This is a genomic window from Pseudoalteromonas sp. G5_S1_14_S5, from assembly GCF_054968605.1.
In genome coordinates this window covers 1-13,826 of the sequence record NZ_JBQKUM010000100.1, presented here as the reverse complement: position 1 = coordinate 13,826, position 13,826 = coordinate 1, and the positions used below count along the sequence as shown (strand labels likewise).

The 13,826-nt window shown below is 42.0% G+C and carries 3 protein-coding genes and 2 pseudogenes; 1 reads left to right on the top strand and 4 read right to left on the bottom strand.

Annotated features, from left to right (window positions below):
- A partial coding sequence (locus tag ACTRWI_RS20520) for an Ig-like domain-containing protein (protein ID WP_499133598.1) occupies positions 1-5,068 on the bottom strand: 5,068 nt, incomplete at its 3' end.
- Positions 5,069-5,551: 483 nt separating this feature from the next.
- On the opposite strand from ACTRWI_RS20520, the gene ACTRWI_RS20515 reads away from it, so the two are divergent.
- Complete coding sequence (locus ACTRWI_RS20515; RefSeq protein WP_499133597.1) at positions 5,552-10,801, top strand: glycosyl hydrolase family 18 protein; 5,250 nt, start codon at positions 5,552-5,554, stop codon at positions 10,799-10,801.
- Positions 10,802-10,880: 79 nt separating this feature from the next.
- Here ACTRWI_RS20515 and tnpC (ACTRWI_RS20510) read toward each other — a convergent pair whose 3' ends face one another.
- From tnpC (ACTRWI_RS20510) to ACTRWI_RS20500, 3 genes and pseudogenes are all read right to left on the bottom strand, one after another.
- Entirely contained in the window at positions 10,881-12,287 is a 1,407-nt protein-coding gene (gene tnpC, locus ACTRWI_RS20510) for an IS66 family transposase (RefSeq protein ID WP_499133596.1), read from the bottom strand.
- Positions 12,288-12,591: 304 nt separating this feature from the next.
- A pseudogene (gene tnpC / locus ACTRWI_RS20505) lies at positions 12,592-13,536 on the bottom strand (IS66 family transposase).
- A gap of 20 nt (positions 13,537-13,556) precedes the next feature.
- Positions 13,557-13,826, bottom strand: a pseudogene (locus ACTRWI_RS20500) (IS3 family transposase); the annotation flags it as partial.

Here is a 13,826-nt window from a genome sequence, read left to right as displayed (position 1 = left end):
CCGGCGCATCATTGACCGCAGAGAGTGTGATGGTCATGGTAGCGGCGGTGATGGATTCACCACCGTCGTCATCGCGGACGTTAAATGTAAATGCATCGTCTACGGTCGAATCGGTTTGTGGTTCATATTGCAGGCTCGCCACATCGGCGCGTGATATTACTTGTCCCGGAGAAATGGCGGTGTTCGAGCTATCTAATAAGGTGCCGTCACTTGGAAGTGTTGCAATGATAATGGCACCGTACTCACTCGAATCTACATCACTGTAACCAAAATCGTCGATGGTGAAGGTATAGGGCGTATCTTCTGTTACGGTGACATCACTGTTATTGGCGATAGGCAAATCATTGATGGAAGTCACGGTTAAAGAGATATTAGTGATGTTATCGCGATCAGTATCATTGGTCGTTACTCGGATGGTGCGTGATGTCGTAATTGGATTTTCAGAACTGTTTTCGTAGCTCAATGACCGCAAAGCATTTTCAAAAAGGCTACGATTTGCAGTGCTTCCGGTACTTGGTGTCACAGTGATCACACCGGCAGAATTGTTGATGTTTAAGCCGATGATAGAAGCAAGATTAATTGAATCTTGGGTAGCGTCATAGTCAATGAGTTCGATGGTTAAGCTGGCTAATGGTGTATCTTCGTTGTCGTTAATTGTTGCTAAGCTGTCGAGTGATAATAAGCCTTGGTTTTCGCTGTAGGTGTAATTGGTTTGGCTAAAGCTGGCAACGGATAGGCTAGTGTTGTCATCCAAACTGTCATACGCGCTATCATCATCACTATTTTCTGCCCGTTGTGCCACCGCCGCCGCACGTTGTTGAATTTCTTGTTGAGTTAATGCGCCAGAGTAAGCGGCAAAACCATAAATACCATCATTCGGTGAGGTGCTAACTAATCCACCTGTTGATGAGCTTTCAACACGCAGTCCAATCTGGCTGTTACTGGCTTTTATGGCGCTGATGAAATCAATATCTCTATTATTCGTTGTATTGCTAATCGTTGCGGTTAGAACACCATCAATATAAAGAGCATAGCTGTAAGTATTTTGGGTGTAAATTAAGGCTAAATGCTGTACATGACCATCACGTATGGCTGGTACTTCGTTACCTGATGGAGAGAAATCCATTTTTATTCGAGTAAAGCCATTAGCGCCGGTTTCACCACTTACGCCATTTTTGGATTGAAGCTCAAAACCAAGCTGTTTATCTTGATGACCATTGCTGAGCATAAATCGCTGGCCAGTAGACTGCGTATTCGTAAGCTGTCCACCGCCAAGCTCTAAATCGACCCCAAATAAGCTCACCGCTCCCCATAAACTTGAGTCCTCGATATAAGTGATGATCTCAAAAGACGCATCGCCATCTCCGATATTGCTCAAGTCCATCGTCACAGGAGAGGGGCTGTTTGGATCATTGAGTAGCGCTATCGGAATAAAATACGGGTGATGCTGAACAATTTTATCCGCGACTGATGTTGGTGTAGCTAAGTTAGCCCAATTTTCTATCGCCCACGCAGCACGAGAACGACCATCATCTTTGATGTGATCCCACAAGTCCGCAATATAGTTGCCATCAGAATCTGATAGCAATGTGTTGCCAATATTTGGAGCGGACTGATTTTGAGTATCATAGTAATCGGTGATAGCAAGTTTGAGTAAATCAGAAATCCCACGAGTCTCGGTGTCTGAAAACGGATCACTCTGATTGTCTTGACTTAATTCATCCGAGTTAGCTACACCATCTTGGTCGATATCCAGATCGAATTTATCCCAAACGCCATCGTGATCAACATCCGCTACAGCGTCTAAAAATCGTGCTGCTTGAGTAGAAACAAACGTTTGGTCAAGATCACTGGCGATAGCTGAAAATCCATAAATACCAGTTTGCGTGTTGTCAAAAATAGCAGGGTTCATCTCAGCATAAGCGTTTTGGGAAAGGCCCACTATGCCAATCTCTGTGTTTCGATCATGTATAGATTCGAACCTTGAATGAGTCACACTGCCTTGATACTGCCCATCGAGGTAGAGCTTATAGGTTTTGCTACTTTCTTCCCAATTGAGCGACACCAGTACAAACTTGTTAGAGGGGGCATTCTCTACCGGGCTAAATGCTTGTAACGAAGCAGATATGTTTGGGTCTGAATTACCGTATCTGAGATACACTTTATTGAGTCGATTATGATCTAATCTGAGATTAATTTCGCCGGTACCATAATCTTCATTTAGACCACTTAAGCAGGTTTCATCAGATTGACAAAGAGTTTTGCTGCTAAATAGTTTAGTCGATCTTACTTCAGGAATATGCTCTGCATAGGCAACGAACTGATAATGGGCATCACGATTGCGTAAGAATGTCAGGTCTACAGTGTTTGGGGCGGTAGTGCCGCCATAATTAGGGGTAAAACCTCGCTTATAAATACGATCGGATGTGATACTTGAGTCTTGGAAAGAGACCTGACCAGCTAACCAGTGCGACATAGGCCAACGAGTGGAGGGGGACTGTAACTCGTTATAAATATCGGCAATATGGTCACCGTCACTATCGTTGGTCCATTCGTCACTGTTATCCACAAGAGGATCCAGAGCCGTTAGGCTTTTTTCTAGTAGGTCGTTAAATCCATCACCATCATAATCAGTATATGGATTGTTATCGTCGTCATCGAGATAGCTAGCGACATCATCGTTATCATTATCATCTGTCGATAAGGTATTAGCATTAATTGTGGTACGTAGAGCTTCAATTGTATCAACTATTCCTATGGTGGTTACTAGGTTTTCAAATGTCGTTAAATTACTGGACGTTACACCTTCAAAACCGACATCTTGCCATTCTGATTCCGTCGGCTTGTCGCTGGTATTGTCGTCAATATATGCCATGATTTTATTGTAAGTGGACGCGACTGCTTCGATGTTGGGGTAGTTATGCCCACCCTCAGACGGTGCTGCTATATTTGCTAAATTGGATATTCGATGAGTTAATTCATCGGCATTATCGGCATCAATAGCGCTGTAACCTATTGCATTGTAATCTGAAAAGCTCGGTTTGCTGCCTGAGTTGTTAACGAAGTAATCTTTTACAGCGTTCCACTCGTCAATATGTATTAATTCTGTGACTTTTAGGGATGCGCCATTGATAGCACTCACTGCATTTAGACTACCGGAGCCATTTACCATGCTCTCTGAAATATCATCAGGATCGGTCGCATTGAACTTGTGTGCAACCAAGTCGTTACTGAGCGAGTCTAACTGAGTACCAATCCAGTTGGTATAGCGAGAGGATGATGTCCGATTACCTGGTAATGATAGAAAAGTTTCGACTTGCTCGGTTTGACCTGCACTCGTAAAAGTATAAGACAGCTTTAACAATTGGCTATCTTTGCAATCATTACTGCTGCCAGTACATGATGAAAGGTCAGTGCGAGCAGGAAAAGGGTGCAGAATGTAATCATTTTTAAGATTGTATAAATCATCATAATTATTAGGATTATTTATACTTCCTAAATCACTATGTCTAGGCAATTTATCACCATCGGTGTCATATCCTATATAATCTTGGAATTCCGACAACGTATATGCAGAAATGATATCCCTATCTTGCCTAAGCATGGACAACGTATTTCTTATCCACTCATCCGCATGATTTTTATCGTAATAGCCATCAATAGCGGAATGACTAAACCCCATAGCTTGATAATGGCTATCATCTGGCTCAATGAAATACAGCCTTGATTGGCCGCTAAATGGCGAAGCACTAATGTACACTGAGTTAGTTTCATTGAGTTGGGCTTTTAAGTTGCCAAAAGGTGTGTAAACGCTGACGTCAAACGTTTGGATGTTTTGAGCACTATTGCTGTCCGTCAGCGAGATTTTCAATGTAATGAGTCGGCTTTCAGCGCTGTCTGTACGAGTAAACTCTAGTGTTCTCAAAGCAGTTTGATAATCACTAGCGTTGCCAATGCCATTAATGGTGAGCGTATTGCTACTAAAACTAGAATTGGCGCCGCTGATTGCACTGTCATCAATAGATAATACATCTCCCGTTTGTGAACCAATAATCTCGATTGTCGCCTGAGTAAGATTGTTGCTAAGGGCAGTAAGAGTTAAGTTTGGGTTAACCTCATTTTTAACATTATCAATAATGACAGGGTTTGACATGTTTTGAACTGTCGATACCGTACTTACTAAGTCAAATAGATTCGGAACTCCATCGTTGTCGATATCTGCACTTGTAGTGTCAAATCTACTAAAAAAAGCATCCCGTTCTGTTTGGGTTAACTTTTTTCTAAAAGCTTGAAAGCCATACACACCGGATAACAAATTATCAAAACGGTTGTTAATGCTAGTTGTAGTTGTATCTCTGGCATTCAGACCAACTAGCAATTGGTCATCACCGCCAAAACTGAAGTCGTCAAAATTGATTGAATTTTGAAAGTTAGTCGAAGTATATATATCAAACTGTTTAAAACCATCGTACGATAAGTAAAACATCCTAAAATTAGTTGTACTGGTTATGGGTGATGCATTGGTGAAGTCGACGTTGTTTACGTAAGTTTGGTTGGTTGATGAGTTATCCCATTGGCCACCGGGTGGTGATATTTGGCGCAAAGACGCACCTGTGCCTTCTGACATTAAAAGAAATGAGTTATGTGAGTCATTCTGCAAATCAGGAATAGATCTGAGTAAGTGTAGATCGTATAAATCTGTGTACTGGTTCGGGTCAAACTCTTCTAAGTTGATGATAAATAAAAATGATGCTTTATTAGAAGGCGTTAGGTTTTGTAAAGTGAATGTTTCGCTTGATCCAATAGCAATAAAATCTTTCCATATCGCTTCCCTATCGCCCTCCGCAACAGTGTCAAAAGTTGTTCCCTGAATGTAAGCAGCAAGCGCATCAGGATTATTCTTAATCTTAAGCCATATATCAGCAATATTGTCGCCATTGGTATCGACAGTAAATAACCCATTGTCGTCGGCACCGGGTGTTAAATCCGATGTTAAAATGCTTTCAAGTTTATCACTGAAGCCATCACCGTCAGAGTCTGCTGCGTAAGTAGGTGAAACTATTGTCATTAACAGTAAAAACTGTGCCGACAATAATCTGAGTTTATAACTAAGATAATTAGAATATAATTTAAAAATTATATCGATAAAAATCATAAACATATCCACCTAATTAAACATCATCTATTGAAAAGAATAATATGAAAATAAGCTCATTGAAAAGACAGCGTATTTTTTATTTTCAAACCTTCCTTATAGTAGATTTGTATAATTTACTCATTGTGTCAACAAAATATACCTTTTCAGTTGGCGAAACACAGAACGATCGAAGCTCAGGTAGGGCGAAGTTTATTTTCTGATGTGTATTCTCCAATAAGCAATTGAATTAATGACTAAAATTAAAATTAACAGGGATTGGTATGGTTTTATTTTCTATTCAATTTGCGATGTTAAGTTTAAAACACTACAATAATTTGATAACAATAATATCAATAGTGGTTTACAAATGATTTTCACACCCTGAACTCTCAAGTGGAATATGGATATAAACTTATGAAATTCAGTCATTTACTAACATCCTTTTTTATACTCTTCACATTATCATGCTCTGATACAAATGAATTATCAGATAGTGTAGCGGGAGTGGATGCGGATGTAGCGGAGACTCAAGTCACGGGTACTGCTGCTATTGGTGCTGGTTTAACAGGACATCAACTTACGCTTTTTGAGCTTGATTTAAATAATAAATCTCAACGAACCGTAGTTGATACAGTTGAATTGGATATTTTAAGTCGTTTTGATATTGACATTCCCGACGACTTGAATTCAGAGATTTTATTGGCTCAAATTGTAGAATTAGAAGCCTCTGATACTGTAATTTTAGAGGCAGTAATCTTTGCGCAAGATTTTGATAAACCAATAAAGATAACACCTTACACCGACCTCATTGCCAAAAGTATTCTCAATAATGATTCGCTATCAGACTTAGATTCAATAAGACAAGAGTACAACAATGTCACGAGTGGCGTTGTTGCGATGCTTCAACCTATTAGTGATTCATTAGGTATTAGTCTTGAAGCTGATTCTCTTTTATTTGGCCATTTTCCCGTTGAATCTAGTGGTCATGATGAACTTATAGAGGCGGTTGCATTTAATTGTGATGAGTTAAATTGTTCGATGGATTTTGCCAGTAATTCCGTTGAACAAGCTGTGGCCGCGCAGGGAATATCGACAGAATTCATTATTGACGACACATTAGAAGAACAACTTAATCAAACGGCCTCCGGACTTAACGATTTAAAAGAAACGCCTCCAGAAAACTTTGATTTTACTGCAGGCATCAAAGAAGCTGGCCCGATTGTTGTGCTCTTTTCTTATGATGGTGCGTGGGGGCAGCCTGGTGATGCTTGGGCTGGCTACAACGGCAAAATAAAACTTATTAACCTTTCAGATGGCCCATTGGATGTAGCGAATAAATCATTATCAATGATTTCGGATACACTGAGTGTTGAAGGTGCTTGGGGAGCCAACCTTAAGAAGAAAGTTCTCAAAAGCGGAAAAACTAAATACACCTTTAAGTTCCATAAGTATTCGCAAACTTTGCAACCAGATGAGTATAGAGTTATTGGGTTTAATGGTAAAGGTACGCCAACGGAAGTTAACGATTTGACCCGCTGTCGCTACAAAGGAGAAAGCTGCATCATCAAATATGACGACACCATATCTGATTACGTCAGTGATAGCTCATTTGTAATTGATCTCAATAGTGAAGAAGTTGTTGAGGATGGTGATATAACAGATGATGTCAACGCTACTGGATCTAACCAAGGTGGCTCTCCTGGAGAACCAGTTGCAAATACAGATGAAACGGTGGTAGATATTATATTGCAAAAAGCGGGTGAACCATGGTCTACCGGCTTTAATGGTGTGATTAAATTCGCCTCTCCTGTAACGGCCTCCTCTTGGTCTTTAACCTTTCAAAAACCTGCTGACGTCACTGCTATCTCTATGTGGTCCCACGGTGGTGGCTTACAAGATGTAAATGGCCAATCTTTTATTAGTGTCACCAATAAGAGCTGGAACGGGTCACTAAGTCCAGATGTTGAAAATTCAATAGGGGCTAGTATCACAGGTAAGAATAGTTACGGTGAAATTTCAAACGATGGTTGTGTGCTCACGCTTGATGGTGTCGATTATACCTGTCAGGTGATTTCAAACGAGGTAACAACGGGGGCAGAAGATCTCTCAGTCATCAACAGTATTGGTACGGAAATTGCTGAAATTGTAGAAGATAATGGTACCGTCGATAATGAAGAAGATGATGCAGCCACAAATATAGCGGTAGTCGATAACACAACAACTGATATACATTCTGCCGTTGTGAAGGGAAGTGGCTTAACTCAAAGTAAAACCCCAATAACAATGACATTTACAGCTCCTAGTGATTTTAAAAACAAAGTCGTTGCTGGGTATTTATCAGATTGGAGCGTGTATGGTCGTGGCTTTGATGTTGAGCGTTTACTGACTCCAGAGGGTACCTTTCCATACAATAAACTAGTCTTTGCTTTTTTAGGTATTTGTGGGGATAAGGGATCGCTTGCTGGTACGATAGCAGCAGAGTGTCAAGCTCAGGGTAAGAAAGAATTTGAGGTTGTATTTTTAGACCCTTGGGCTGATTTTGGTGTTTCGGTCAGTTCTCGTCAAAGTAGCAAACCTTATGTCGATGGTAAAAGCAAAGGAGTGATTGAACAGATACAGTACATTAAGAAAAAAGTCCCTAATATTAATATTTCTGCCAGCATCGGTGGTTGGACCATGTCTGAGCCATTTCATCGTATGGCAGCGAGCCAAGAAAATATTCAAACGTTCGTTAATTCTTTAAATGAACTTCAAACCGAATACGGCTTTACTGGATTTGATATTGACTGGGAGTTTCCTGGCCATGGTGGCGCCTCAGGAAAATTCACGACAAATGATGGTCAATATTTTAAAGACTTAGTTTGTGCCGTGAAATCAGGGCTGGGTGATAATATCGAAGTCTCGAGTGCAGTGGGGGCGACGACAACGTTTATTGGTTATATCGGAGAGCACTATAAAACCATTTATGACCAAGGGTGTCTCGACTACATCTACATGATGAATTACGACTATTTTGGTGCGTGGGATACAAAACTAGGGCATCAAACTAGCGTGATGCCGTCGACTTCGTTATCAGGCGCTGCACCTAATGATAATGATATGCGCTGGAGTGTAAATGCAGCTATACAAGCATTTGAGCAAGCAGGTTTTAAGCGTGATCGCTTATTGATGGGCATTGCTAATTATGGTCGCGGCTTTAAATCGAACGATTTAACAACCAATCAGCAAGGGGCCATAAGTGGTACGAAAGCATCCAAAGATCCGTCTGCAGGTACCTTTGAAAACGGCGTAATGGAAGGCTATGACCTATGGCGCAATGTCGCAGGTAATGATTTACAAGGACGAGGCGATTTCGCTCTTTATAGTGATTTTGAAGCCCATGCTGACGCTTATTACAATAACGTAACCGGCGACTACATTTCTATTGATACTCCAAGAACAGCCTACATGAAGGCAAAATTGGCAGACATTCTTGGGTTGGCCGGCACGTTCGTTTGGACTGTCGAGCAAGATGACGGCCGAATAGTAACCGCAATGCAAGACGGGCTGGGCATCAATGGTACCGTCCCTGCAGATCGTTCTGCAGCCTACACAACTTGTGGTATTCCATTTAAGGATGGCGATAACAATTTATGTGCACAGCTTTATACTGGCCTCAATGCCATCGCGTCAAACTCTGGCTCTGATAAAACCATTGCTACTGTTATCGCGGATGCCATCAATGTGCCGATTGCAGATCCAATTGATACCAGTACGACTGATACCAGTACTGATGATAATACTTCATCGCCTTCTAATCCTGCGGACTGCACCTCAGGTTATTGTACTGCGGTAGCAAGCATTAATGGCAAGAATGTATCAGAAGTGATTACTAATGTTAATGCATCGAGTGTTACCCGTACTAATGAACTTAAGTTTGGGGGCTATGTCTCTGATTGGGCCCAATATGGTCGTGAGTTTGCGCTTGCCAATGTGAGAGCAACGGCCTATACCGAGTTAGTCTATTCTTTCTTTGGTATTTGTGGTGACCAAGGCACCTTTGTGTCCGACAAAACGAACCCTAACTCAACCACTGCAGACAAGATCGAAGCAAACTGTACTGCGCTCAATAAGAAAGAAGGAGAAATTGTTTCTCTCGACTTCTGGGGGTCATTCCAAAATTCGAATCGATTTGATCCTGGATACACTTGGAATGGTATTTACAACAGCATAAATGCGACAAACTGGAATGAGTTAAATGCGGATAACACGCGTGGTTTGGTTGGTGAGTTAGTTGACCTCAAAAAACAAAATCCTTCATTAGATATCTCACTGAGTATTGGCGGCTGGACGCTGTCTGAACCCTTCCATCGTGTGGCGGCTGACCCCACGTTAATCAATAATTTCGCCGACTCGGTGTTAGAAATTGTCGATAAGTTTAAAGTCAACGGTGAGCCTCTATTTACTACCATTGATATTGACTGGGAATTCCCAGGGCATGGTGGTGACTGTAATGCTTCTGGTTGTTACACCTCCGATGATGGCACTAATTTTGTGACCTTATTGCGGGCAGTGCGTGATCTGCTAGACAGTAACGGCTTCTCGCAAGTGAAACTGTCTTCAGCCGTAGGTGCGACAGAGAAATACATTAATCTAGTTGGCGAATCGAATTACCTAGCTCTCGGTGGCCCGGGTGGGCTATTAGATAAAATATTTTTAATGAGTTACGACTATTGGGGGTCATGGGATACAGTCCTTGGTCATCAAACCAATTTGTTTGGGGACTCTGTCGATCCTAATTCTGTAGACTCGAATGGTGACCCTGTCGCGACGAATAGTGCAGAAAATGCCATTAACCTTCTCGTTAATATAGGGGTTGAGAAGTCTCGGATGATGTTGGGTATTGCCAATTACTCTCGAGGTAAACAAGCGAGTGCTATCGTCACTGATGGCGAACCATTTAGCGCAACGGGTGTATCTGATACGGTTCTGTTTGGTACGTGGGAACCAACGGTTCTTGAAGGGTATGATTTATTTGCTAACGTTGCAGGCCCTGATATGAAAGGGGTGAATAACTTCAAACTGTTCACTGATGCGGACAATAATACTGATTATTACTACAATCCTGTGAGTGGTGTTTATCATTCCATTGACACTCCAAGAACGGCGGCGTTAAAAACAAAATACGCAGTCAATAACGATCTTCGAGGGGTGTTCGTTTGGACGGTAGAACAAGACTATCAAGGCTTAATTGCTGATACGGTTAATCATCATTTAGGACATACCATTGCCGAAGATGGTGCCTACACAGTCGCTGAAATTGAATCACTTTCTTCAACGTGTGGCGATAATGTCGATGCTGCTCAATGTTCGACCTTGAATGATGCAGCAGGTGATATGGGGGCTGACGATCCTAACTTTGTTCCACCTGTTATTCCGTCAACAGGAGGGATGAATTCAGGTACAACGTCGATGAATATTTATCCATCTAACTCAATTTGCTATAACGTCACTGCGTGGTCGGCTACTGAAAGCTGGGCAAATTATACCGATGGTTCACAGAGATATCACAACGATAATCTTTATGAAATAAATGCAGGACAAGGCGCACATGGTCTAAATGAGCCTGGCACGAATACATCCTTATCTGATCTTGCATGGAGACTCATAGGGTCTTGTTTATAAGTAAATTAAGCTAACACTAACATAAGCAGTAACTGTAAGGTTTTGTGTAACTGTTCACCCGCGAGCTATTGACGACGGTTTACGATAAAAACGAGGGCGTTTGATAACCCATTTTGCGCATATAATGTTCGACGATTTCACGCAGCCATTTATAAGCGGAGATCTGTTGAAGCTTAGCGGTCTCGATAAGCGAGAACATCCGCTCACGGGATAGGTCTCCTCGATATGAACGAGTGACATAACAGCACTTTCTCATCAATATGTAATTTCGGAGAACTCGCTCTGCAGCGTTATTTGTTAACGGACATTCGGAGTCATCCATAAAACGCCAGACCATAGCATCGTCAGCGATGAGATTACGGCACCGACCTCGATATCGTTTAGAGCATTGATAACTGCCCAGTTTAAGCCAATGAAGCCAGCTTTTTCTTAATCGCCTGAGTCGACGATAATATTGGTTTTCGCTAATTTTGCTCTCAATATATCGATGGTGGCACCTGAATACGCTATGAGCGATTAATGCGAGTTTTTCTCCTATTTTTTGATTCTCAGGGCAAACACTCTCCTCGATAGCTATAACGTTTCTCAAGATGTGTGCCCAGCATAACTGTCGTTTGGAGTCATCAATATATTTATGGGCTGAGTATTGGTCAGTCACTAAAAGGTGTGAGACCGCCTCACCGAGCAGTCGTTTGGCAGCATGTTGATTTCTACCGCTATTAATCTGGAAAAAGGCTACGTCATTGCTCAGTACAGCCCACATCCAACGTTTATCATTATTACGTTGATGTGAGGTTTCATCAGCCATAATCAGTTGAGAAGCTTTGACGGTTTCATGAATTTGTACATGAGTATCAGCTAGATATTCAGTCACTCGCCCCTGTGCTGCTGATATCGCCCCAGTAGAGAAGTTCAGCTGAAAAACATCTCTCAGCATAGACTGTATTTTACCTATACTTTGATGATGCTGCGTTGCTTGGATTGAGATGAAACTATGCAGATTTGGGCCCATTTGAACATCAGGCACATAATCTGGAAGCTCTGCTTGATGTTTCTCACCACACCAAGAGCATTCGCCTTTGAATATCTGATGTTCAACAAGTGTGTATGAGATATCAGGTAAGTCAAAGATTTGGTGTCGTTTATAAGGTTTTCGATTTGGAATAACACAACCACCGCAGTGGCATGCTTTATTTGGTAAGTATTGCTCAACCGAGGCACTATCTTCTACGGAATAAAGTAGTCGGCGATAGCCTTTATGTCCGGGTTGAGCTCCTTGCTTTTTTCCAGATTTCTTCCGATTAGGTGAAGTATTCTTGGCTTTGTTGTGCAAAGATTGCTGTGATGATGGCACAGAAGAGTTTCGACTATTTTGATTTAGCCGGTCTTCAAGGTCTGCCAACTTATTCCACAAAAAGTGGATGATATCTTTCGCCTCTTCAGGCGAATCGAAATCAGGCGGTGGAGGTAATGTTTTCTTATTCATACCTCCAGATTGCCACCACGAAAAGATCACTCAAGTTCAATGTGGGATCAAGTTAACTAGGTCACAGAACTTTGGTGTCAAGACCTCGTGGGTGAACAGTTACGGTTTTGTTATTATATTCTGAGTGGACTTTGCTACCTTAAAGCCGTCTTAGAATGCAGTTAAGAAAGTATGATTAGTCATGAAAACGGTAGTTAGCGTATGTTTTTGTTTGGCGACTAAAACATATTATTTCCTACCGTTTTTTATTTTTGTATCCGCCCTATGAACCGTATGCGCCCCATGAACCCACGGGGCGATGTTGTTAATGTTTGAAGTTCCAAGGTAGGAGCGCATCGATATCAGGCTCAGCTTTCGCGAGCTCTTTCATGCACTTGACCATGTAGTCGTAGAGGATAAGGCCGTTGGCTTTCGCAGTCTCGACAATGCTGTAAAGCATCGCGCTCGCTTCAGCACCATTTGGTGTGTTCAAGAAGAGCCAATTTTTTCTGCCAATGACCAGCGGTTTAATTGCGCGTTCATCACGATTATTATCGATAGATAAATGACCGTCATCGATATAGCGACTGAGCTTGGGCCATTGGCCGTGCGTATACTTAACCGCCTTACCCAGCGGGCTATACGCTAGCATTTGTTGAGTCGTCATCCATTAGTAAAGCTTATCCAATATCGGATTAGCATGTAGTTTATGTTCTGCTTTTCGTGTTTCGGCAGTCGCACCTTTTAAGCGCGATTCTATCCCATAGGGCTTCTGGATTTTGGCCTGCGCTTTAGCTGCTTTGTCTGACTTACCTTTACCTTGAAGCTTCTTAGCATCCATGAGCTTACGACGTGCATGCGCCAAGCAGCCAACATTGGTGGCTTTTTAAGCACCATCATAGGCACCATAGCCATCGGTTTGCAGTTACCCACCGTAATTCCCCAAGAAGTCAACAGGGCATGCCCTCGCGCGACTGTTTTGATGGTCATACAAGGCGATATTCTTTACATTCGGCAGTGCAGCATCGGGCGAGTCTGCGCCCGAGCAGTAGAGCCACATATAACACTGTTTATCTTCTTTGAGGACATTGAGCGGCGTTTCATCCGCCTGAACCACCACTTGTTGGAGTAGATGCTCTTTCAAGGCGGCATAGAGGGGTTTGAACTTCTCACTGACTTGGATAACCCACCTTGCCATAGTAGTTCGCGATAGCGGAAATGGGTGATCGGATAATCCCGAAACGCTGTTTTTCAAGCAAGTTGTCGCCATTTTTACATATTTATAACTTCTTAGGCTGCTTTGTTCTCTGGATTTAAGAATACCTCGTCAATAAAGCTCCAATCTCTAGTTTTTCCACTCCAGCGCTCTGGGTTTGTTGCTTGAGCTTTGCGATAAACAAGCTTACGTTGCTCTAAGATATCTTGATCTTCACCAATATGTCTCTGCTGAGGTGTCACATATTTAATTCCGCTGTGCTTGTGTTCAAAGTTATACCAATACGTGAAATCGCCAATCCACTTCCTTGCTTCTTCAATAGATTTGAATCCTGCCACAGGCCA